A 23,505-nucleotide genomic window follows, 5' to 3' on the forward strand; every position below is an offset into this window, starting at 1 on the left:
GTGATCAATATTGCCAATAAATAGCGCATCCGTATCGTCAGATTCTTTTATAATGTATACGGTGTAATGTTTTCCATACCAATCATTGGATCTACTAATTTCTGATTAATCGCTTCTGCAGTAAGAACGAACTCCTTAGGAACAGCAGATTCTATCTCTTCTTTCTTTTCTTCCACAATCGATGAAGAAAACAGATCTGGTTCCACTGTTTCCATTACTTGGTTTTTCGATTCATTCGTTCCACTGTCGTCTTTTATAGGTAACTGTTCTTTTATGTCCTGCGACTCTTTCGTATAGGTCCCATCTTCAAATGGATCATTTCCAATCAAAGAATCTTCATAAGCTGCTAATTTTGTCCGCAGAGTGATAGTCATTTTTTCATTATCGATGATTCTTGATTTCAACGTAGTCATTCGGCTTGCCGATTCATTCGCTACACAAGTGGCATACGCGTGCTCTTCCCCTAACAAAATCAACAGTTCCTTACTCCGAGTAACCGCCGTGTAGAGTAGATTACGCTGAAGCATGCGCTGATATTGATGAACCATGGGCAAAATGACCATTTTGAATTCACTGCCCTGTGATTTATGGATCGAGCAACAATAAGAAAGAGTAATTTTATTCCACTCGTTTCTTTTATAAGTGACCTCATTTGCATCAAACTGGATAACTAATTCATCCACTTTATCTTCCGAATCTTTTGCCAAGATAATCCCCGTGATTTCTCCCATATCCCCATTGAATACATTCAATTCGGGAGTATTGACTAACTGGAGTACTTTGTCTCCTATCCGATAAACGGTGTCGTTCCAATGCACTTCCTTTTTCCCAGGTCTCCCTGGATTGAATATCTCCTGCATCATTTTATTTAACGCATCGATCCCTGCAGGTCCCCGATACATTGGTGCTAATACTTGGATATCTTGTGCACGGAATCCCTTATTTTTCGCCTTTTCCACAATTTTAGAGATCAAGGGTTCAATTTGATATGCGTCGCTTCGGAAATAGGAACGATCTTTTTGATTCTTTGTGAAATCTTTTGGTAGACGCCCTTCTTTGATTTCATGGGCAAGAGGAATAATACTAGAACCATCACCTTGTCGATAAATCTGATTGAGTTCCATTTTAGGAATTTGTTCGATTTCCAAAAGGTCATGTAGCACTTGTCCAGGACCGACAGAAGGAAGCTGATCTTTATCTCCTACTAGGATAACCTGCATATTCGTCGGAATCGCTTTGAATAATGTGTTAGCCAGCCATGTATCGACCATAGACATCTCATCAACGATCAAAAGTCCGCCTTCTAATTCTTTCGTGCTGACTGAAGGTGTTTTTTCTCGTCCATTCAGCCCAAGTAAACGATGGATTGTACTGGCAGGCAGACCTGTTGTCTCGTTCATTCGTTTAGCTGCCCGGCCAGTTGGTGCTGCAAGCAGAATAGGAAAAATTTCTTGGGTATATTTTGACGGGTCCAATTCCAGACCATTCAACTCTGCAAAAAGATTAACGATCCCATTGATCACAGTAGTTTTCCCCGTACCTGGTCCTCCTGTTAAAATAAATAGAGGAGAACGGATGGCTTCAGCGATTGCTTGTTCTTGCGAGGGGCCATACTGTATACCGAATATTTTTTCGATACGCCGAATATTTTTCTGCACTTCTTTTTCAGGATAATGGATTTCTTTTTTACGGCTGAGCAGACGTTGGATGGAATTGCCGATTCCCCATTCAGAAAAATACAAACTGTTTTCGTAAAGATTCGTTTCTTCTTGTTGGATTTTTCCTTCTTCAACAAGCTGGATAATCACAGTAGCAACCTGATCAGGCAGAATTTCGATTGGACGACTTGTTTCTAAAATACGGATGGTTTGCTGAAGCAATGTTTCCGCCGGTACGTATGTATCTCCTGTTTGAACAGCATGCTGAAAAATCTGATGCAAGATGGCTGCTCGGATTCTTCTAGGTGAATCTGCTGCAATACCGACTTGTTCGGCTAGATTATCTGCACGTTTGAACCCGATTCCTTCTATGTCTTCGACTAGCTGATACGGATTTTCTTCGATGATCTCCAAAGACTCGTTCTTATAGGTCTGATAAATACTGAAGGCTAACTGACTACCGAATCCATAACGATTCAATCCCATGATTACTTGATCCATCCCGTGATTTAGACGAATCGTTTCAGCAAGCATTTCTCTTTTTGGCTTCGTTAAACCAGAGACTTGTTTTAATACCGAAGGATCAGCAATGATTTTTTCGATAGCATCTTCTCCCAGCAACTCGACGATTTTCTCTGCTGTTTTCTTACCGATCCCAGGGAATTTTTCGCTGGAAAGATAAGCTACGATCCCATTCGCAGTTGTTGGTTTTTCTTGCTCATATCTTTCGACTTTAAGCTGTCTTCCGTATTTAGGGTGATCCACTAGTTCTCCATAAAAACGATAGGTCTCATTTTCTTGAATATCGCCAAAGCTTCCGGTAACTACAATTTCTTTTTCACGGTAATCAGCTGTGGTTTCGCTGATGTGTACCAAAAGCACTTTGTAAAAATTACTAGGATTTTGAAAAAAAATCGCGGCAACTGTACCAACGAAATAAGGCATTTCTTCTGGCTGCATCGGAAGCCGCCTCCTTCTTCTATAGTAAAGGTTCTGGTGCTGTTTCAGTTCCTAAAAAATCTGTTTGGTTCCATACTTTCAGTTCATACGACAATAATTTGCAAGGCTCTTCAGTCTCTAAAATCGTCAGGCTGCTATTGAACAAACCGCCCATTTCCCGCAACTCACTTAGCTCTTTCCCTGTCATCCATTGAATGGCAGCAGTTAATGAGGCCCCATGACCTACGAATAAAAGAGGTCCGTTTTTATGTTGAGCAACCGCATCCGCTACAACAGTTTCAATACGTGTGATTGCTGATTCAATCGTTTCTCCATGAAAAGGAGAAGGATCATATAGATCTAAGTGATTACGCAAATTCGGCAGATTCTCTGGGTATTTCTGATACATTTCATCGATTGATTGTCCTTCTAAAGTACCTAGCCCTAGTTCTCGCAGTTTATCTGTATAAAAAATCTCTACCGGACGAGCAAGCTCTTTATTGATACCTTCTGCTGTATCTCGTGCTCGTTTTGCTGTACTGGAATAAATTGCTTTAAAAGGAACATATTTTACTTTTTTCCCAAATGCTTTGATTTCTTCATAACTTTGAGGCAAAAGCGGAGAATCGCCATTGCTCCCTTGAAAACGTCTTTCCTGATTCCATTGTGTCTTCCCATGTCGGGTAAAATATAGTTCCATACGCAGCAAACTCCTGTCTTTCTTTTATTTTACTCTATAATAAACTGTCTAATCCAGCTTGTCATTTTCATAATGGTGCGTTAATTCTAAATTAGGGAATCCTTGCTGACGAAGTGCTTCGTACACAATCATTGCAGCTGTATTCGATAAATTCAATGAACGAACATGCTCATCATTCATAGGGATGCGCAAACACTTTTCCTCGTTTTCGCGCATAAACGCTTCTGGCAAGCCAGTTGTTTCCTTTCCAAATAAAAAGAAGTGCTCTTCTCCATCAGCAAAATTTTCTTCACTGTATACCTTATGGGCAAATTTTGAGATCAAGTGTAGTTTACGATCACCTAAAAATGCTAAAAAAGCTTCTAAATCACTGTGATAAGTAATATTTACATCATTCCAATAATCTAACCCTGCTCGTTTCAGATGTTTGTCATCCGTTGAAAAACCTAGGGGCTCAATTAAATGAAGCGGCGTATTCGTGGCCGCACACGTACGGGCAATATTTCCGGTGTTTGCAGGTATTAACGGTTCGAATAAAACGATATGATTCATCAGGATCATTCCTCTCATATTTATGTTCGTTTCTATTTTCTGACAATTTGATTTTTGCATAAAAAAAAACGTATCAACTCGGTGTCAGTCACTGCGAGTCGTTACGTTAGTGAAGCTCTTCTCACTAACTTTTATCAGAACAGGAACCTGATAAAAACCAATGAAAAAACAACTTGTTGCTACTATAACACCCTCAACTTACTTTTGCAACCTCTACTCTTTAAAAACTACTAGAAAACCGTTTTCTCTTAGTTCCTTTTAATAATTCTATGTCAATTGTAATCTTATTCAAAGGATTCTTGTACAAGTCTGCTTTGATTCCTTCCTCCACTTGCCACTCTAAGGGCGACATTGCTAAAAGATCTTTTCGATTTTCTTCTGGTATCTCAAATTCATAGGTCACACGCTGACGTTCAGTTAGTTTCATCGATTCAGTAAACTTTGCGACTACACGATCATTGGAATAACTTTGCTTTTCAGGTTGATTCGGATAAAAAGCCTGGCGCAGTTCTTTTAAATAATTTTCTTGCGGCACTACTTTCAGCACCTCTCCATCTTCTGACAGTACACGTTGAAATTCTTGGTAATGAGAAGGCGAAAAGATATTTAAGATCGTGTTAAATGTCTGATCAGCAAATGGCAAATTGGTCAAATCCGCTACACACCAAAATGCCTCGACAGATTGTTCCGTAGCTGCATAGACCCCTTCTTTTGAAATATCAAATCCAACAGCAGTTTGAATCTTTTTCAATTTTGAAAGTTCATTCAAGAAGCTTCCTTCTCCGCAGCCGACATCTAATAGCGAGACTTCATTAGGCAGATGCTGTGCGATAGTCTCAATAACAGGCTGATACATGCCTGATTGGATCATTCTACGCCTTGGAACGAACATTTCTTGATCATATTCTGTTTTAACCGCGTGGGATAAAAAGTAAAGTGTTCCTTTTTTGGACAGATCAAAACGGTGATTATTTTTGCATATCAAGCCATTATCAGACTTTTCTACCTCTTCTTGGCAAACTGGACAGCGGAACAGCTGATGTTTTTCTGCCAAAAACTGGCGTCCTCGGTCAATTTTTTTTAACATAGTTCCCCCTCATTTCTGTTTTATCTTACCGTTAGATGCTCACTTTGGCAACTGGTAAAAATATGATACAATGCCTAGAAGAAAGCGAAAGACAAAGGAGAAGATCAGATGATCAAAGAATTTTGTGCTGAAAACTACACATCTATTCCTCTGGCAATTGCCAGAGGAGCTAACCGAATCGAATTATGTGACAACTTAGCGGTCGGCGGAACGACCCCAAGTACTGGTGTGATCGAAGAAACATTAAGTTACGCAGGGGAAAAAAATATCCCTGTAATGACGATTATCCGTCCTAGAGGGGGTGATTTTGTCTATAACGATATCGAATTGAAAATTATGCATACTGATTTGATTGAAGCAAAGAAATTAGGGACGGATGGCGTAGTTTTTGGTTGTCTTACTCCCTCAGGATGGCTAGACGAAGAAGCATTGGAACTATTGATCGAAACCGCAGAAGGCGTACAGATCACCTTCCATATGGCTTTTGACAGTATTCCTGAAGAACGGCAATTTGAAGCAATCGATTGGCTGGCAGCGCACGGTGTTGACCGTATCTTGACGCATGGCGGCCCTGCTGATCAAACGATTGAAGAACATTTCCCACGGCTCAAAGAATTGATTGACTATGCAGATGGCCGTTTGATCATTTTGCCCGGTGGTGGCGTAACAGCAGCGAATGCAGCACATGTAGCTAAAGAATTAAACGTGAGTGAAGTCCACGGAACTAAAATCGTTGAACTTCAGCCATAATCTTATAAACAAAAAACATTGGCAACAAGCAGTATACTTGTTGCCAATGTTTTTGCTTTTTACATAAAATAGCCCATAAATAAAGAGGCAATATTGAAATAAATCAGTACACTTGTCAAATCACTCAAGGTCGTGATAAATGGACCGCTTGCTACCGCTGGATCAAATCCTAGACGATCCATCAGCATCGGAATCAAACTACCTGCAAGATTCGCCACTGTTATCGCAAACAGCATGGCCATCCCTATCACAAATCCTAAGATAAAATTATGTTTCCAAAAGCCCACGATCAGAAAAATCGTAATCCCTGTAACAGCTCCTGTTACGACGCCGGTCAAGACTTCAGCCAAAACAAGTCGGACAAACCCGTGATCTTTGTCATCAGAGATTGCAAGTCGACGGACAGCCACAGCCAGCGACTGGGTTCCAGCATTACCAGCTGTTCCTGTGATCAGTGAAATGAAGACCGCTAAAATGCTCGCTTCACTTACCAAGTCTTCATAATGACTGATCAAAGAAGCAGTAGACATACCTAAAAACAACAGAGTGATTAGCCAAGGCAAACGTCGAGATGCTGCCTTTACTGGATTTTCATTGATTTCTTCCACATTGACCCCGGCAAGTCCTGAATAATCGCTGGCAGCTTCATCATCAATAACGTCAATGATGTCATCGACTGTGACGATTCCCAACAAATGATCATCATAATCGGTGACAGGAAGAGCTAAGAAGTCATAATCCCTGAATGTTTGTGCCACATCTTCTTGGTCGTCGCCTACATGAACTGAAAGCACCCGCTCGCTCATCAGATCAGAAATCATAGCATCATCATCATTCACGATTAGGTCGCGTAGAGAAATAACCCCCACTAGTTGACCTTCTTGATTAACGACATAGATGTAATAGATTGTTTCAGCAACATCTGCTTCATTCTTCAGCACATACATCGCAGAGCGAACGGTTTGATTTGCTACGATCGAAACAAATTCAGTAGTCATGATTGCACCAGCTGTTTCGTCTTCGTAATGGAGCAATTCCTTGATTTCACTGGCATCGTCTGCAGACATCAAACTTAAATATTTAGCAATTTGCTTTTTATCTAACGTATTAAGCAAATCGACAGCATTATCTGTATACATCTCAGAAAGCATATCTGCGGCATAGCTAGGACGCATCTCATCCAGATATTCTTTCATATGTTCGTTATCTTCTTCAATCACATCGAACATATCCGCTAATTCTTTAGGCGACAGATAGGAATAGATCAGCTGCCTGTTCTCTTCTGTAAGAGATTGGTAGAATTGCCCCTGCTCATAGATATGCATCTCTAAAAAACTGTTTCTGAATGCCTGAATATTATTTTCCCTTAAATCTTGAGTCAACTGGGCAAATCTTTCCTCTAATTCTTGATTTTCATCCAAACCAATCTCACCTCGCCTTATTCTTCAAACCGTCTCACAACTGCCTCCATGTCTGCGGCTAAGGGCTGCTTGAACTCTAGCAGCTCTTCTGTAAATGGGTGGTAAAAACGCAGATCATAACAATGAAGGGCTTGTCTTTTTATTCCCAGATCCATTCGTCCGCTATACATATCATCACCGAGCAGTGCACAGCCAATGGCGGAAAAATGAACTCTTATTTGATGTGTCCTTCCTGTATGCAGCTGGATATCAACTAACGCGATTTCTGTTAGTCGCTTCTCTATCCAGTACTCCGTCTGTGCAGAACGTCCTTCATTAGAGACCATTCGCTTCAGTAGCGAAGAATAATCTCGGGCAATCGGCAAATCGATATGTCCATGTGCCGATAAATTGGAAAGCATTCCACTGACTAATGCTTGATATTTTTTTACAAACTTCTTTTCACGAAGTTGCGTGTCTAATTTTGCGTGCGCAAACCCATGCTTGGCAAAAAGCATCAAGCCAGACGTATCACGGTCTAGTCGTGTAACTACATGAATTACTTGGTTTTCGTACCCTTGTTTTTTGTAATAAGCTTTTACACGATTTGCCATTGTCCCATTTGGATGGTATTGGGCAGGAATGGACGAAACGCCTGCTGGTTTGTTTACTACCAGAACATGTTCATCTTCATACACGATATCGATCGGCGTTTCGTCCAAAAGTACGGTTTCATGTTCTCCTTCAGCAGGAATCACAATGGTTACCTTATCATCCTTGGCTAGAGAAAACAAGACATTTTCTACTTGATCATTGACTTTGATTTGACCGCCTTGAAATTTTATTTTCGCTAACAGACCTTTTGAGATCCCTTTTTCTTTTAAAAAATATTTTACCTGCTGAGAATGATCTTTCTCATAATCCCATGTAAACTGCATATTAATCCTCACCAATAAAGGCATCTTTCACGCGATGCCAAAAATGCATATGTCGATAAGAAGCAAAATGGATCCGTTCTTCTGCTATTCGATAATAAATAGAACGGATATCGGCTTTTGCGACATTCAATTGATCAACCGTTACAAGATAATCTTCTGTATTTTCCAATTTTATTTCCAACCACTCATCATGGGCAATCACGATCGGAGAACCCAAAGTACGAAACACTCGATTATTCAGCGAAGCAATCTCAGCCAATTGAAAGGCATTGATACTAGGATGGATCACTGCACCGCCGACACTTTTATTATAGGCAGTCGAACCAGTGGGTGTAGAAATCGTCAACCCATCTCCTCTGAAACTTTCAAACAATTCATTTTTAATGTATACATCGGCTACCATCGTACGATTGGCCCGTTTAATCGTTGATTCATTTAGTGCTAAAAAATGCTGATCAGGCGTTTCATCCAAATAACTGATCCGAACATCCAACAAGGGATAGCTGACACTTTGTTCCCGATTTGTTCGCAAGCTGTCTACTAGTTCTTCCAACTCGTAATCTCGCCAATCAGTATAAAACCCTAAATGACCTGTATGCACGCCTAAGAAACGCACGTCATTCAGACAATGACTGTAGTGATGAAATGCCGATAATAATGTGCCATCTCCACCAATTGAGATGACCAACTCTGGTTCATGATCATCTCGCTGGATCCCAGCTTGTTCTAATAGTGTGTTCAAGCGCTCAGCCACTTCTATGGTCTTTGCTTCTTTATTGTGAACGATCGCTACTTTCATCCCCTGCCTCCTCTCTTTCGCTTTCTTTCTTCAAAAGCGTTCGATAGTAGACATCATCTGATTTTCCTCTTCCATGGGAGAACAATCGCTGTGCTTCTTGGATTTCTTCACGGATACTAGACATCTCTTCATCCAGCTGATACGCAGCTTCTGCCGCACGCTGAAGTCGTTCACTCATTTCTTCTGGAAAAACGCCTTGATATTTATAATTCAATGAATGCTCGATCGTTGCCCAGAAATTCATCGCAAGGGTCCGTATTTGGATTTCCGCCAAAATTTTCTTCTCACCACTGATCAACTGTACAGGATACTCGATCACCAGATGATACGAACGGTAGCCACTTGCTTTCTTATTAGTGATGTAATCCCGTTCTTGAAGAACTTTCATGTCTTTTCTTTTACGGATAATCTCAACAACTTGATGGATATCTTCTACAAACTGACACATGATCCTTAAGCCGGCAATATCAGACATTTCTTCTTCTAAGCGTCCCATCGGAATATGACGTAACTGTGACTTTGTTACGATGCTGTCAACTGGTTTGACTCTCCCAGTGACAAATTCAATTGGAACATGACGATTTTGTTCACGAAACTGTTTACGGATTCCCCGCAGTTTCACTTTCAATTCTGATACAGTTTGTTCATATGGTGCTAAAAATGCTTCCCAATCTCGTTCCATAGCTGATACCTCTACTTCATTAACATTCATTGTTTATTCTACCATATATGCAAAGTTTTTTCGTACTCTTGATTTATGCATTGACCAAAAAAAGAAAATTAGGCAGAATAGACAAAAAGGAGTCGATCAAATGACGCAAATGCTTGAAATCGAATATAAATCTATGCTGACAAAGCAAGAGTACGAGATATTCATCGCTCACTATCAATTAACAGATAAAGATTTCCGTGTACAGACTAATATTTACTTCGATACCGTTGATGAACAGCTGAAGAAACAAAATTGTGGCCTACGAATCCGTTTCGTTGGTCATCAAGCTGAATATACATTAAAAACACCTGCTGAGGAAGGACGTCTCGAAACGACGGATACCTTTGTAACAGAAGAAGCAGAAGCATTCATCTTTCAAAAACGTTTGCCTCGCTCGGGCGCAGTTTTTCAAAAACTTTCTGATTTGAATATCGATCCTGCTTCATTGATCCAAACAGGAAAGCTTACAACAAAACGGGCTGAGTTCCCTATTGAAGAAGGACTTTTAGCTATCGATGAAAGCTGGGGAGACAATCTTCATGATTTTGAACTAGAACTAGAGGTAGGGGATGCATCTGCAGGAAAAATTGCTTTTATAAATTTTTTAAAACGTTTTTCTTTGCCTTATCGTCCTGCTAAGAACAAGATCCAACGTATGCTTGAGGCTAAAAATTAGAAACCTTTCATTTTCACAAGGCACTTGAGTTCATTTTTTTACTTTTTTCTGTTAAGTTATAGGATGTGAAAGAATCTAGTCACTAGTTGTATAGAATCTATTTTGGGGGAGATTCATATGATCGAAATCTATTTATTTGTTAATCCTTTAGGGGAATATTGTTTCGAAATGGAGCAACAGTTATTACAATTTATTGAAGAAGAGTACGGAACACCATCAAAAGAAAAGATGCAAATTCGCTTTCTTCCTTTGGTCAATTTGCAGACAATTGGGGATGTCATGCAACAAAAAGGAATTTCTCAAAACAATCTTGAGAAACGTAACCACTTATTCTCAACGACTTATTCTGCCGCATTAGACTGCAAAGCGGCTCAATTCCAAGGAAAGAAAAAAGGCCGCCGTTTTTTGATCAAACTGCAAGAAGCAGTCGGCTGCAATAACATACCATATTCTCGTGCACTTGCTGAATCGATATTTGAAGAGATTGGCGGCGATTTGAATATGTTTAAAGAAGATCGGCAATCTGACTTTGTTAAAGAAGTATTCTTTTCCGATCAAAAAATTGCTCGGGAAATGGGCATCACGAAACATCCTTCCGCAGTCGTTTACAATTACGCTTGCGATCGTGATTTTGGTGTTTTAGTAGAAGTAGAAGGCACCAGCAGCCTTTGGAGAATCAAAGAGCTGTGTAAAACAACAGATAACTCGTATCAAGTTTTTAATGGTGAACATTTACATACAAATGATTCTCAGTTCCATTCACGAACTAGCCATTTACACTTGCTTTCTAATTAAAAAAATGCGTCGACTCCCTTACAAGAGAGCCGACGTATTTTTTTCGTTTCTATTCGAAAAAATCAAAAATCTTATAAACGATCAATCAATTCTTCTAATTCGTTTAGTCGTTGTTCAAACATCGACATTGCATCTTCGATATACGCAGCCTGTGTCATATCTACTCCTGCTTTTTTCATCACTTCAACAGGATAATCACTGTTACCAGCTTTTAGATAAGCCAAATAGTTCTCTAGCGCATCTGGTTCCTGACTGAGTATTCTTTTCGCCAACGCTGAAGCAGCAGAAAAACCAGTCGAGTATTGGAAGACATAGTAATTATAGTAAAAATGCGGGATCCGTGACCATTCAAATTTGATTTCTGGATCTTCTTCGACTGCCGGACCATAATATTTTGCATTCAATTTACCATAACTATCACTTAGATATTCACTAGTCAATGGCACACCTTTTTCATCTTCCGTATGCATGAAGTGCTCGAATTCAGCAAATTGTGTCTGGCGGAAAACTGTTCCTTTAAATCCATCCAAGTAATGGTTGAGCACATAAGCCCGGACACGAGGGTCTTTTTCTGTTTCCAATAAATATTCTGTTAGGATATTTTCGTTCGTTGTCGAAGCAATTTCTGCTAAAAAGATGGAGTAGTCACCGTATACATAAGGCTGGTTCGACCGTGTGAAATAACTGTGGACACTATGTCCCATTTCGTGGACAAGCGTAAACAGCTGATCCAATGTATCATGCCAATTCAATAAAATATATGGATTTGTGTCATAGCTTCCCGAAGAATAGGCACCACTTCGTTTTCCTTTATTTTCGACAACATCGATCCAACGTTCAGAGAATGCTTTTTCTACAATAGTCATGTACTCTTCACCCATTGGCTTCAGTGCTTCCAAAGCTTTCTCTTTTGCTTCTTCATACGTAAAGGTGATTGGAGCTTCTCCTAAGACCGGTGTATAAAGATCGTACATGTGCAGTTTTTCCACTTCTAATAAACGTTTCCGTAATTCCATATATCGATGCAGCAAAGGCAAATGCTTGTTTACCACGGCTACCAAAGTGTCGTATACACTTTCAGGAATATGATTATTGCTCAAAGATGCTTCTCTGGCAGAGCTGTAATTACGAACTTTTGCTTTAAAATTATGTCCTTTTATATGCGTACTTAAAGTAGAAGCAAACGTATTTCTAAATTGTTCATAAACACTGTACAACCCTTTAAATGCGGCTTCGCGAACACTTCGATCCGTGCTTTCTAGCAACTGACCGTACACGCCATGAGATAATTGGACTTTTTCACCATTCTCTCCTTCGATCGTTGGGAAAACTAAATCTGCATTATTCAAAACAGCAAATGTATCACTTGAAGCCTCAAAGATTTCACCTGCTCCTGCAAGAAGCGATTCCTGATCGGCAGATAAAACATGGGCACGATTATCTACTATTTGCTGGATATAGTGACGATAGACTTCTAACTTCGGTTCTTCTTTGAAATATTGCCAAATCCGTTCATCTGATAACTGCAATATTTCTGGTTCAAACCAGGAAACAGCTTCACTAACCTTTGAAAACAAACTACTTGCTCTTGCATAAAGCGCTTGATATTCTGTATTCCCAGTATCTTGATCGTTTTTAAGGTGCGCATAGACATAAATGATTTCAGTTTGGCGATAAACACTCAACACAAATTCAATCGCATCAAGAAATTGAGAAGCCCCTTGATCAAGTGTTCCTTTGTATTTTTCAGATTTTTTTAACTTTTCTGATAATTCTAGATATTTCTCATCAAATTCTTGGTCGCTTGAAAAGATCTTGGTCAAGTCCCAAGTTAAATTTTCAGGCAATTCTTCGCGTTTTGGCAACTGCTTTACTTCCATGAAATCCACTCCTTTTTATATCCTTTTGTCTCGGTCTATCAAAATAGATCCTCGTCTAACATCCACATGTTACAGCATCTGATTTTTCTACTAATCTATGTGTCTGCTTCTATCAATTTTAGCACAACTGAAACTTGTTTTACATAGAAAACCGATTCCTGTTCTATTTTTATACTTACTATATTTTCCAAGAGGATAAATGTGTGCATTCATCAAAAAATTGCCGATAGACCCTCTCTTCCTCAATCATAGGGAAAAGCCACTGCATTTTATATTCTTTTACTTGGCAAAACCATGAGCTGAAATCAGGTACTTTCTGTTGTTTTAAGGATTCTTCGTACAACATTCGATAAAGAAAAACCTGTTCTCGTAAATAAAAGAAAAACCGACTGTTTTGATAGATCCACGGTGATAGATACAAAAGGTGCTTGTGACGCAAGTAGCACTGTTCTTGTATGGATACTGTATTTTTTTGTTTGTAAATCAGCTGGCGCGCCAGCCACTTCTTCCCATCCTCGCTTAACCTTTCTGTTTTCTTCATCTGATTTATTTTGATCTCATTATTAGTAAATATTTTTTTAAGATCATTACCAGAAAAAGTCCAGCAGCTACTGAAAAAAGAAATGTGACCTGATACAGTCTCTGTAATATGATGATATAAATAAAGTTTTTGGTTCTTAAGGTCAGCTTTCCAGCAATGTACCCCCCTTTTTCTATTATAATAGCAGCAACTTTTTTCTATCAATGAAAATTGCCGCTGTCCAAGAAAAGAATGACCAAGTATCCACCATACTTGATAACCGTTGTTCAAATAACTTTTGGTTCTTTCAACAAATCTCTGATGAGACAATCTAGAACATTGGATTTCTAATGCTAGATTAGCCAATAAAATATCTGGTCTCTGCCTCAATCTTGGCAAATAGGCTTCCAAAAATGCAGGTTCTGCTGACTGTCCCAGCCAATCCATGAAATATTCCTTTAACTGCAAGTGTTCTTCTGATTCCCCCTCACTAAAAACCGAACAGTTGTCGGTTTTTCGATGGGCAAAATGAGCACATTTTTTCTTTCCCCTTTTCAAAACCACTCTTTTCCGACAACTACGACAATAATACGTTTTCTCTTTTTCTGCATATTTAGCAGAACAGCATTCATGATATTCATTCATCGCAAGCAGCATTTTTCTCCCTCTGAACTTATTTACGTCTAACAATTTATTTACACGAAAAAGAGCCATATCGATATATGATCGATATGGCTCTTACTATAATGATGATTTATACAAAATAAAATTTCGTACGCTCGATAGCATTACGCGCCATCAGACACTTTCCATATTCATTCAATGTTTCTGGTGTACGATCGCTCTTTTCTGCAAACTCCAAAATTCGAGCAATCTGATTCTCTACATCCGCTTGGTTGAGATTCTCCATCCAGAAATGAACGACTAGGTAATAACGCTCTTCGAATAAGTACAAATCAGTCCAAGCAGACTCTAGTTCAACATCTGTTGCCAGCTGGATCACTTGCTCAAAATCTTCAAAAGCAAAAATTGCTTGTCTTTCCTGTTCTTCTAGGACGCTTCCAGATAATTCTTCTTCCGGATCGCTACCAATAATTTGCTGACGGAGAAATTCGCTCACGTCTTCTGAATCCACAGCAGAATCTTCTGATTGAGAAACTTCTTCATCTGGCAGGTTTTTACTGATAAACAGTTCTAATCCGTCTCCTTTTGGCAAAACTTGGAAAGTGACAGCTTCGCTTCCTCGGAACTCCTCTTCGATATCAACTTCTTCCAGAATACTATAAAAGAAATTTTCGATTTCTTTGTGATTGCCAAGTAAATCCAAAAATGAAACGCCCCGTTCTTCTAAATCTTCATGACCTATCAGTACACGGATCGTATTTTCATTGATATGTTCCATTTCCATTTTGCTACACCTCACTTTGCCGCAATGTTCAATATAGATTCATTGTAGCGAAATCAGCTTAAATGTAAAGAAAAAAAATCCCGCTGTTAAGTGAATTTAATAAAACCAGCAGATTTTTCCAATAGTTCAAGCTATCTTATTTAACTATAACATTTTTGGGAGATGAATACTATATAGCCGACTTTTTAGCTAATCAATCACTTCTGTTTTTCATACCATGATCACTCTCACACCCTTTTTTGTGCCCACAATAAAGAACGCTATTTATAAAAACAAAAAAACTTGGAAAAACTATCCTCGTAATAGTTTTTCCAAGTTTCATTTTATCTTCTATAATCCAGCCATCAATTGTGCTTGACGCAATTCTAATTGTCGTACATCGCGCGGCAGGAATCGACGAATCTCGTCTTCATTAAAACCAACTTGTAGACGTTTATCATCAATCATGATTGGACGGCGAAGCAATCCAGGATTGTTTTGCACAAGTTCCAATAGTTCTTGTAACGGCAGATCATCTAAATCCATGTTCAGTTTTTGGAATACTTTGGAACGTGTCGAGATGATTTCTTCTGTTCCGTCTTCTGTCATTTGTAAAATCGCTTTTAATTCAGAACTGTTCAATGGTTCTGAAAAAATATTACGTTCAACAAATGGAATCTGATGTTCTTGCAACCACGCACGAGCCTTTCTGCAGGAAGTACAACTTGGAGAAGTATATAATGTTAACAACGTGCACCACTCCTTTTCGTGATAAGAATCACTTTTTTGTAACAGAAGATCATAATAATCTCCCATCTGTTTCTATTATACATAATCAACTTTTAAATAGCTACCTTTTTTTCATAATTTTTTTAAAAAAATGAAAGTTATCTAAGGTTAATATACAGTAAAACCAGCGTTCTTGCTTTTTTCATCATTTAAAAATTAGTGTTTTCAAATCTAATTCAAATTTTAGAAGACAATGAAACAGCAAACAAAACTGTACTATTATTTTATCTAAAAACACAGATGAAACCGATTTCTTAAGATTTTTTATGTTTTTTATTTCTTTGATAGTAATGTTTCTTGTCATTTTAGATAATATTGTTCTTTATTATAACGCTTATTTTCTCTGTTATATAAGCGCAATATTTTAAAGCAATGATTACTAGATAAAATTTACTATAAACAAATAAACTAAATAACGTTATTTTATGTTTGAATAGTTATACTGAGACTGTATTAAAAAAATAAACCTTTCGAAAATTCCTCAGAGATTGCATTAAAATAAACCAACCGAGTTACACAATAATGATTAATTTGTTCATCAAACCTATTGACGTGTTTCATGATTTTTAGTGAAAAAAACTGAAATATAAAAACCTTATTCTGTCAAGGAAACAGAAATATAGTAAGAAAAACCTTTATTTATCAGCTTTTTTAGATGATTTTTTCTGTTACAATAGTCAAGGATTTGTGAAAAAATCAATGAAAACCGAAAGGCGTGTAAAATTTTGATTAAATCAGTTGTGTTTGATGTTGATGATACAATGTATGATCAGCAGCAGCCATTTCGAAATGCGGTAAAAAGAGTCGTGCCGCTTGTTTCAGATGAAGATATGCATCCACTATATATCCGATTCCGTCATCATAGTGATGAAAACTTTCCAAAAGTAATGGCAGGAGAGTGGACGCTAGAATATATGCGAGCACATCGAATCAGCCAATCACTAAAAGATTTAGACTACCCTCACATCACAGAAGAAGAAGGTCTCCTATTTCAAAAAATTTACGAGGAAGAACTTGATAATATCTGTTTGCATGAGGAGGTCAAAAAAACACTTGACTTCTTGAAGGAAAAAAATGTCCCATTAGGAATTATCACAAATGGACCGACTGACCATCAGACAAAAAAATTAAAACAACTTCAATTGAACAATTGGATTCCTTCCCACAACATGCTGGTTTCTCAAGCAACAGGTTTCCAAAAGCCAGAAAAAGAGATTTTTCAGCTTGCTGAGAAAGAATTTCATATGCTTCCAGGAGAGACTCTATATGTTGGCGACAATTATGACAATGATGTTTTAGGTGCAAAAAGTGCCGACTGGCAAGCACTTTGGTTCAACCATCGAGAACGCAAAATCGACCAGACCCCTATTTGCGATATCGAAATTTCTTCTTTTGATCAGCTGTTAGAAACAATGAAGACAATCTTTGCTTAACGCCTATAAATAAAAACAAAAAATAATAGCAAGGAAATCGGGATAAAACAGAAACCCAACTTCCTTGCTATTTCTTAAATCAACTAAACACCTGCTTTTTTCGAAAGATCTTCTTATCCATTACTGAACGATTGTTTCGAATCTCTTACTTCTCAATCTCTCCTACACTTAAGATCATGCGGATATCTTCTTCAGTCAGTTTTGTCAGCTGTTCTTCATTTCCTTGGATCACTTTTTGGAACAGTTCGCGTTTTTCTTGTTGGAGCGAATCCATTCGTTCTTCAATCGTTCCTTCAGAAATCATACGCCACACTTCTACCACATTTTTCTGTCCGATTCGATGCGCACGACCAGCAGCTTGTTCTTCAATTGCAGGGTTCCACCAAAGGTCATACAAGATGACCGTATCTGCTCCTGTCAAATTCAGTCCCGTTCCCCCAGCCTTTAAAGAAATCAGGAAAACATCTTTTTCGCCTGCATTAAATGCATCTACCATACTTAATCGATCTTGCGGTTTTGTACTGCCTCTTAAATAAAATGTTGAGATTCCCAGCTCGGCTAACTCTTCTTGTAAGATAGTAAGCATACCTGTAAATTGAGAAAACAGCAGAACTCTGCGTTTGTTCTCTTTGGCAGCGACTAATAGATCTTTTACTTGTTCGAGTTTGCCAGAACCGCCTTGGTAATCTTCAATAAACAGACGAGGATCGCAACAAATTTGACGCAACCTTGTCAGACCTGCTAGTATCCCGATCCGGTTTTTCTTGAATGCTTCAGAATCCATTGACGAGATTTCTTCACGCATTTGACGCAAGTAAGCTAAATAAACGGTCTTTTGTTCTTCTGTCAGTGCAGAATATAGATTCATTTCTGTTTTTTCTGGTAAGTCTTTCAACACAGTTTGTTTATCTCGCCGTAAAATGAACGGTCGGATCATTTGCGCAATTTCTTCTGCGGCAAGTTCTCTGAATTTTGTTTTGGTTGGGAAAAATCCTGGCATGATTGTTGCAAACAATGACCACAATTCTTCTAAATTATTTTCGATTGGTGTCCCACTTAATGCAAATCGCTGAGGCACAGCTAATTCTCTCAATGCTTGAGCAGTTTTCGTACTACTATTTTTGACCATTTGCGCCTCATCAAGGATCAAATAATCAATTTTTTGTGACTGGTAATCAGCTAAATCCTGTCTCAAACTGGCATAAGAGGTCACTCGAATATCTGTGTCTTTAGCCAGCAATTCTTCCCGTTCTTTTTTATTCCCATTGATTACTTGGATATTCAAAGAAGGAGCGAATTTTTTTACCTCTGCCTGCCAGTTGTAGATTAAGCTGGCCGGCGCTACGATCAAAGCAGAAAAGCTTTCCCGTTCTTCTTTTTCCGAAAGTAAAAAGGCAATCGTCTGCAGTGTTTTCCCAAGTCCCATTTCATCGGCTAAGATACCGCCAAACTGATAATGGCCTAACATCTTCAACCATCGGAACCCTTGCTTCTGATACTCTCTCATCTTTGCATTCAATCCTTTGGGAAGTTGCGCCTGATACCCTTCTGGATGAATGAGATCTTGGACCATCGTTTGAAACGATTCGCTAAAAGTAGCATTGCTTTTTTCCAATTGATTTTGAATGATCAGTCCTTGATTCTTAGGTACATGGATCGTCCCTTCTTCTGAACGTATTGACTCCCGTAATTGTTGCAATACTTGGCTTGTTTGTTGGAATTCCTCTGAATCAAAAGAAAGAACCTGTCCATTTTCCAATGTATAAAAAGCATCATTTCGCAACAAGCTTTGCAGTACATGATCAATCTCTTGCTCTTCTATCCCCGATACGTCGAACCGAATATCAAGCCATGAACCAGTCTCGGTTACTTCGATTTGCGGTTGATGTTTATGCGCATCTAAATACAACTCCCGCAACTTTCTGCCAAGTCTGACTTCACCAAACTGACGGAAGACAGATAGTTCTGTACGGAAAAAGGCATATAGTTCCTCCCCGCTTGGCAATGGACGCTCATAGCCAGTTTCATTTTTCTGGTAGCGATACATCCTGAATAAATCAAGGACTCGTTTTTCTTCAGCTCTGTCACGCAGCACCTGAAAGTCCTGATTGGCCGAGACCTCATGTTTTGGATCGGTCGAATAGATGACTTCGCCATAGACGAAATCGACTCGAGCTTGGATTTTTCCTTTGGCTTTTCGAAAAAAGAAAATAAATTCGACTGGAATATCTGCTACTTCCTTTTCTACTTCAGAGGCAACCACTACGTCTCCGATCTCCGAAAGAAGAGGAATGATTTCTTTAAACAAGGCCGGTAGTTCTTTTTTCTTGAATACTACTTCTGGTTTCTCCAATCGGCGAATCAATTGTTTCCAAGTTTGATAAACTGTTTGTTGATGCTTCGTTAGAGAATAGAATACTCCCTGGATAAGCCCCCACTGATAATGCATAAAGAAAAAATCAAAATCATTCAATGCTTGCAATAAATAGTCTTCTCCCTGTTTTTCCACTTTGAATGATAAAGGCTTGTTTTGATCGGAAAATTGGATTCCTTGATCGTTTTGTTCATTTATCTGCAGATGCAAACGTGTCGTCTGATTCATCTGTTCTAGCAGGAAGCGGGCTTGTTCTACTGGGAGAAGCAGGTATCTTTTGTCTAGTTTCCCTTTGACTTGCAAGCCATTCGTGCCTAATAATTGATGCGTTTGGGCACTTCCTGCAAGATGAGCGAGTATTTTTTGATCTTCTTTTTGAAAAGCCCGTTTATCTAGACGAAACTGATACTGCTTATTGACTGTGTAGGTTTCTTTTTCTGTGTAAGCCTGTAAAAAATCATAGATGTTTTTTACGATATATGTTTTTTTCGGCGATGCCAAAGAACCGATACGTAAGTAAAGCGCCAAAATAGAAAGCTCTGGATGATACTGATTTGTCTCAATCGTTTCTACTTGGTATTCAATAATCAAGGGTTGCACCGCTTGAGGATTTTTTTGTATTTTTAGACGAGAAAAACCTTTTGCAATGATTTCTCCTTCACTTGTTGTTTTTACCGGTTCTAACATCGGCTGGTCTTTTTTCATGATACGAGATAGATTTTTCGACCGTAAGTAAAGTTCCACAGCAACTGTATGCTTACAATATTTATGTTCCTCCCAATATGGACATTGGCAGTAATCTATCTCTTTTGCTGTCCCATCCAAATCAACCATATACAATTCACTGCCCAAGACTTCTGCATGCCACACGTTTTCTTCTTGGTCAGGGACAACCGATAACACTCGGCCTTCTTGCAAGTATTGACGCCCACGTGCAATGACTTTTTCCGGAATACTCCATTTCATAGTTACCAATCTCCCTTTTTATCCAAGTTGATAGCGTATTTTGCTTTGTCCGCTACCTTCTGTATCAATTCTTATTTGCTGTAATACTCGTTCTTTCAATTCTCTTACATGGCTAATGATCCCGATCATTCTTCCTTCACTTTCAATCGTTTCTAAAGCTTCCATCGCCATTTCCAAAGCTTCTTCATCTAATGACCCAAAACCTTCATCAATAAACAATGCATCGATTGCTACCCCACCAGCTTGTGTCTGAATCACATCCGCAAGGGCTAATGCTAAAGAAAGTGCTGCAATAAAACTTTCACCGCCAGACAGCGTATGCGCGCTTCGAGACATGCCTGCCTGATCATCATAGATATTGATTTCTAATCCGGTTTTCCCTCGATAACTGCCGATCGTATCCGCTAGTTCAAACTGATAACGATTTTTCGTTAAACGTTGGAGATGATCATTTGCTACTTGTAACACTTCTTGTAGATAAACTTGAAGCACATACCGTTCTAAACTAGTCTTCTTAGGATTTTCTCCGTTGAATGTTTGCGAAAGCTGCTGTAATTGCGTAAGTTCATCTAATTGCGTCTGGCTTGTGTGATAAATCGAAAGACATTCATCGTAGATTTTCTGGTTATTGATTTTTTGTTCTTGTAAACTGTATATCTTTTCTTGCTTTGTTTCGATCATCTCTCTTATCTCTTCCAATTGCTGGCTGATCTCTTTTGTATCTGGAACTATCTCCGTCAGCTGGATATTTTCTAATTGACGTAGTCGGTCAGCTGTCACTAATTGTGCTTCATGATAAGTAGTGATTATGCGCTGGTTCTCTTCGTATTGTGCTTGCTGTTGTGCGAATGCACAGACTTCCTCAGTTGTTGAAAAATACGATTGGCTTTCCAGCTTTTCAGCTATTCTTTGCTGTTCTTTTTCTATTTTTTCATCTATTTTTTCTATTTGTTCCTGTTGAAGATCAAGTTGTGTCCGAAGCATATGCAGATCTTGCAACAATTGCATTCCTGCTTTCTGCTCAGCAGCGAGTTGGTTTGAGTCTTCTTCTAACTGTTTTTCAAGTTGTCGTATCTCTTCTTCTAAACAGTTGCTATCCGTATCTTGTAATTGTTTTTCTAAACTTTTGATTTCGCCTTGCAGTTGTTGAAGCTGATTATTTTTTGCTGTCTGTTGCTGCTTGTAGTCAGCTAATTGCTGCTCAAGCTTTTCTACTTGTTGGCTTATTTCTTCCAGCTCTGCTCTTGCATTGGCTATCTTGCTTTTTCGTTTATCTAAAGATTGTTCGATTACTGTAAGAGCAATTGTTGTTTTTTGTTCTGTTATCGCAGGAAATGCCTGTTGCAAAGCCTGTCGTAAGTGTTTTTCTTGTCCAGCTAGTTGTATATTCGTTTCCATGATTTTTTGTTCTAAATCAGATAATTGCTGTTGAAGATTATTTTCATATGCTTCATTTTTGGCAATGATTTGCTGGGTTCTTTCTACAGCTGACTCAGCTTCTGCCAGTTGTTGCTCTACTTTCAAGATATCTTCTTTATTTGGCTGTTCATGTTTTGATTGTTGTACGGGATGTTCTGTCGACCCACAAACCAGACATGGTTCCCCCGGACGCAAAAAAAGCTGAAGACGAGCAATTTGCTGCTTTGCCCATTGGCTTTTCAGCTGTTCTGCTTGTTCTATCTGTTGTTTCAATCGCTGATTATTTTTTGTTGTTTCTTCGGCTGCTTTTTTGAGCTCTTCTCTTATCTGTTTGAGTGATTCGATGCTTTTTGTTTTTTGTTGTTCTATTTCCTGCTGTTTTTCATCTAGATGTTTTAACTGTCCAAAAGCAAGACGATCTTCCTGCAGTTTTTCCTGATCCAATAAGATTTCTTGAAGAATTCGAGTTCTTTCCTGATAAATAGCCTGTTTTTGATGTAGCTTTTCGGCGTTCGTTTCTTCTTTATCTAATGAATGTTTTAATTGTCCTGCTTCTTGTTTTTTACTACGCAAGGCTTCGACAATCGGTACCATCATCTGTTTGTTTTGCAATTGTTGAGCAGCTTCTTTGATTTTTGTTTGCCGATGTATGCGGTCTGTTTCATTTTTTTGCCACTCTTCATAATGCTGCGTAGTCATCGCTAGTTTCTTTATTTGTTCACTGCTTTTTTGTGACAGTTCTATTTTTTCAGCTTTTATTTCTTTCAGGTGCTGGAGTGGTTCAATTAAACGTTGTGTAAATTCATAATACCCAATCCATCGTTTCTTTTCCTCTATTTCGTCTTTTTGAGCGGCTAATTTCTTTTGCTTATTTAGTAATGTCGCTTTTTCTTCATAGCTTTTTTTCAAGGTTTCAAAACGATAGTAGGAATTTTCTAATTGTTTCTGTTTCTCCTGATAGTCTGCTAAAACTTCTTTTTCTTCAGTGATTTGTTTTTCTAGTATGGCCTGATGGTTTGTCCATTGGGAAAGAACGGCTTCAAACCCTGCTGCTGCTTCTTCTTCTTTGACTAAAACAAATCTTTTTTGCAGAAGATGAAGTTCTTGCTCTAAATGATCTAGTTTTTGTTGCTGTTGCTTTGCTTTTTCCTTTAATCGCTCATTAAACTGTTGGAAAAGCTGAGTACCGAACAAATGACGTAAAACAGTCTCTTTCTCACTGCTTGATGAAACCAAAAAATTACGGAATTCTCCTTGGGGCAGTAAAACGATTTGGGAAAACTGTTTCGCATCGAGATTCATCAGTTCTCTGATCAACTGGTCTGCTTCTGTACGTTTTGTGATTTGTTTTATTTCTTTTCCTTTCCCATCAAAAATGGTCAACGTTACTTTAGCTGCCTGTTTTTTTGTTCCGTTTCCTTTTCGTTTCGCTAAAACTTGTTCTGGTTTTCGTTCGATTTCATAGTTCATCTGCTGATGTTCAAAAGAAAAAGTCACGCTTGTTTCTTCTTCTGGTGTAGCAAACAAGGAACGCATCTCTTTTCCAGAACGAAGTCTTCCGGAAGTTTCACCAAAAAGTGCGAAAGTGATCCCATCAAAAATCGTCGTTTTTCCTGCTCCAGTCTTCCCGCTGATCAAAAAAAGCGGTGCTTCTGTCAATCGTGAAAAATCAACGGTCTCATTGATAAAAGGACCAAAATTTTTAAGTTTTAATTTTTTCGGTTTCATTCT

At 38.6% G+C, this 23,505-nt stretch carries 18 protein-coding genes; 4 read left to right on the plus strand and 14 right to left on the minus strand.

Annotated features, from left to right (window positions below; all coding sequences use genetic code 11):
• Window positions 1-47: 47 nt before the first annotated feature.
• From recD2 to IGK53_RS11160, 4 genes are all read right to left on the minus strand, one after another.
• Window positions 48-2,618: an SF1B family DNA helicase RecD2 gene (gene recD2, locus IGK53_RS11145; protein WP_002335458.1), complete on the minus strand. Its 2,571-nt coding sequence runs from the start codon at window positions 2,616-2,618 to the stop codon at window positions 48-50.
• Between the two features lie 19 nt (window positions 2,619-2,637).
• Window positions 2,638-3,297 carry a histidine phosphatase family protein gene (locus IGK53_RS11150; protein WP_002328917.1) on the minus strand — a complete coding sequence of 220 codons (660 nt, stop codon included), beginning with the start codon at window positions 3,295-3,297 and terminating at the stop codon, window positions 2,638-2,640.
• 48 nt (window positions 3,298-3,345) lie between these two features.
• Entirely contained in the window at window positions 3,346-3,849 is a 504-nt protein-coding gene (trmL, locus tag IGK53_RS11155; protein WP_002328916.1) for a tRNA (uridine(34)/cytosine(34)/5-carboxymethylaminomethyluridine(34)-2'-O)-methyltransferase TrmL, read from the minus strand.
• A gap of 220 nt (window positions 3,850-4,069) precedes the next feature.
• Window positions 4,070-4,936 (minus strand): methyltransferase domain-containing protein, encoded by an 867-nt coding sequence (locus IGK53_RS11160; RefSeq protein ID WP_002328915.1) that lies wholly within the window; start codon window positions 4,934-4,936, stop codon window positions 4,070-4,072.
• A 108-nt stretch (window positions 4,937-5,044) separates the two neighbouring features.
• Between IGK53_RS11160 and IGK53_RS11165 the strand changes: the two genes are divergently transcribed.
• Window positions 5,045-5,686 (plus strand): copper homeostasis protein CutC, encoded by a 642-nt coding sequence (locus tag IGK53_RS11165; RefSeq protein WP_002309986.1) that lies wholly within the window; start codon window positions 5,045-5,047, stop codon window positions 5,684-5,686.
• Window positions 5,687-5,745: 59 nt separating this feature from the next.
• Here the strand turns inward: IGK53_RS11165 and mgtE are convergent, their stop codons facing one another.
• From mgtE to IGK53_RS11185, 4 genes are read right to left on the minus strand one after another with little or no spacing between them, the layout of a single operon-like run.
• Window positions 5,746-7,107 (minus strand): magnesium transporter, encoded by a 1,362-nt coding sequence (gene mgtE / locus IGK53_RS11170; RefSeq protein ID WP_002315660.1) that lies wholly within the window; start codon window positions 7,105-7,107, stop codon window positions 5,746-5,748.
• Between the two features lie 17 nt (window positions 7,108-7,124).
• Complete coding sequence (locus tag IGK53_RS11175) at window positions 7,125-8,024, minus strand: RluA family pseudouridine synthase (RefSeq protein ID WP_002315659.1); 900 nt, start codon at window positions 8,022-8,024, stop codon at window positions 7,125-7,127.
• A 1-nt stretch (window position 8,025) separates the two neighbouring features.
• Entirely contained in the window at window positions 8,026-8,823 is a 798-nt protein-coding gene (locus IGK53_RS11180) for an NAD kinase (RefSeq protein ID WP_002315658.1), read from the minus strand.
• Window positions 8,798-9,505, minus strand: coding sequence for a GTP pyrophosphokinase (locus tag IGK53_RS11185; RefSeq protein WP_002309982.1), 708 nt, complete (start codon window positions 9,503-9,505; stop codon window positions 8,798-8,800). Before IGK53_RS11185 ends, IGK53_RS11180 begins: the two co-directional genes overlap by 26 nt.
• Window positions 9,506-9,635: 130 nt before the next feature.
• On the opposite strand from IGK53_RS11185, the gene IGK53_RS11190 reads away from it, so the two are divergent.
• Entirely contained in the window at window positions 9,636-10,211 is a 576-nt protein-coding gene (locus IGK53_RS11190) for a CYTH domain-containing protein (protein ID WP_002315657.1), read from the plus strand.
• Window positions 10,212-10,328: 117 nt separating this feature from the next.
• Window positions 10,329-11,006 carry a ClpXP adapter SpxH family protein gene (locus IGK53_RS11195; RefSeq protein WP_002328914.1) on the plus strand — a complete coding sequence of 226 codons (678 nt, stop codon included), beginning with the start codon at window positions 10,329-10,331 and terminating at the stop codon, window positions 11,004-11,006.
• Window positions 11,007-11,077: 71 nt separating this feature from the next.
• Here the strand turns inward: IGK53_RS11195 and pepF are convergent, their stop codons facing one another.
• The 4 genes from pepF to spxA form a co-directional block, all read right to left on the minus strand.
• Entirely contained in the window at window positions 11,078-12,886 is a 1,809-nt protein-coding gene (gene pepF, locus IGK53_RS11200) for an oligoendopeptidase F (protein WP_002315655.1), read from the minus strand.
• A 178-nt stretch (window positions 12,887-13,064) separates the two neighbouring features.
• Complete coding sequence (locus IGK53_RS11205) at window positions 13,065-14,063, minus strand: competence protein CoiA (RefSeq protein ID WP_002328913.1); 999 nt, start codon at window positions 14,061-14,063, stop codon at window positions 13,065-13,067.
• Window positions 14,064-14,160: 97 nt separating this feature from the next.
• Window positions 14,161-14,814 (minus strand): adaptor protein MecA, encoded by a 654-nt coding sequence (locus IGK53_RS11210; RefSeq protein ID WP_002328912.1) that lies wholly within the window; start codon window positions 14,812-14,814, stop codon window positions 14,161-14,163.
• Window positions 14,815-15,144: 330 nt separating this feature from the next.
• Window positions 15,145-15,543: a transcriptional regulator SpxA gene (gene spxA / locus IGK53_RS11215; RefSeq protein ID WP_002296384.1), complete on the minus strand. Its 399-nt coding sequence runs from the start codon at window positions 15,541-15,543 to the stop codon at window positions 15,145-15,147.
• A 764-nt stretch (window positions 15,544-16,307) separates the two neighbouring features.
• Here spxA and IGK53_RS11220 point away from each other — a divergent pair.
• Window positions 16,308-17,015: an HAD family hydrolase gene (locus IGK53_RS11220; protein WP_002309968.1), complete on the plus strand. Its 708-nt coding sequence runs from the start codon at window positions 16,308-16,310 to the stop codon at window positions 17,013-17,015.
• 145 nt (window positions 17,016-17,160) lie between these two features.
• Here the strand turns inward: IGK53_RS11220 and IGK53_RS11225 are convergent, their stop codons facing one another.
• Entirely contained in the window at window positions 17,161-20,355 is a 3,195-nt protein-coding gene (locus IGK53_RS11225; protein WP_002328911.1) for a DEAD/DEAH box helicase, read from the minus strand.
• 18 nt (window positions 20,356-20,373) lie between these two features.
• Complete coding sequence (locus tag IGK53_RS11230) at window positions 20,374-23,502, minus strand: SbcC/MukB-like Walker B domain-containing protein (protein WP_002328910.1); 3,129 nt, start codon at window positions 23,500-23,502, stop codon at window positions 20,374-20,376.
• Window positions 23,503-23,505: the final 3 nt, after the last annotated feature.

Source organism: Enterococcus sp. DIV1224 (assembly GCF_050555455.1).
GTDB lineage: Bacteria > Bacillota > Bacilli > Lactobacillales > Enterococcaceae > Enterococcus_B > Enterococcus_B lactis.

Coding starts and splice junctions, on each gene's coding strand:
- recD2 (WP_002335458.1), bottom strand. CDS start 2,618: ATGCAGCCAGAAGAAATGCCTTATTTCGTTGGTACAGTTGCCGCGATT.
- IGK53_RS11150 (WP_002328917.1), bottom strand. CDS start 3,297: ATGGAACTATATTTTACCCGACATGGGAAGACACAATGGAATCAGGAA.
- trmL (WP_002328916.1), bottom strand. CDS start 3,849: ATGAATCATATCGTTTTATTCGAACCGTTAATACCTGCAAACACCGGA.
- IGK53_RS11160 (WP_002328915.1), bottom strand. CDS start 4,936: ATGTTAAAAAAAATTGACCGAGGACGCCAGTTTTTGGCAGAAAAACAT.
- IGK53_RS11165 (WP_002309986.1), top strand. CDS start 5,045: ATGATCAAAGAATTTTGTGCTGAAAACTACACATCTATTCCTCTGGCA.
- IGK53_RS11175 (WP_002315659.1), bottom strand. CDS start 8,024: ATGCAGTTTACATGGGATTATGAGAAAGATCATTCTCAGCAGGTAAAA.
- IGK53_RS11180 (WP_002315658.1), bottom strand. CDS start 8,823: ATGAAAGTAGCGATCGTTCACAATAAAGAAGCAAAGACCATAGAAGTG.
- IGK53_RS11185 (WP_002309982.1), bottom strand. CDS start 9,505: ATGGAACGAGATTGGGAAGCATTTTTAGCACCATATGAACAAACTGTA.
- IGK53_RS11190 (WP_002315657.1), top strand. CDS start 9,636: ATGACGCAAATGCTTGAAATCGAATATAAATCTATGCTGACAAAGCAA.
- IGK53_RS11195 (WP_002328914.1), top strand. CDS start 10,329: ATGATCGAAATCTATTTATTTGTTAATCCTTTAGGGGAATATTGTTTC.
- pepF (WP_002315655.1), bottom strand. CDS start 12,886: ATGGAAGTAAAGCAGTTGCCAAAACGCGAAGAATTGCCTGAAAATTTA.
- IGK53_RS11205 (WP_002328913.1), bottom strand. CDS start 14,063: ATGCTGCTTGCGATGAATGAATATCATGAATGCTGTTCTGCTAAATAT.
- IGK53_RS11210 (WP_002328912.1), bottom strand. CDS start 14,814: ATGGAAATGGAACATATCAATGAAAATACGATCCGTGTACTGATAGGT.
- IGK53_RS11225 (WP_002328911.1), bottom strand. CDS start 20,355: ATGAAATGGAGTATTCCGGAAAAAGTCATTGCACGTGGGCGTCAATAC.
- IGK53_RS11230 (WP_002328910.1), bottom strand. CDS start 23,502: ATGAAACCGAAAAAATTAAAACTTAAAAATTTTGGTCCTTTTATCAAT.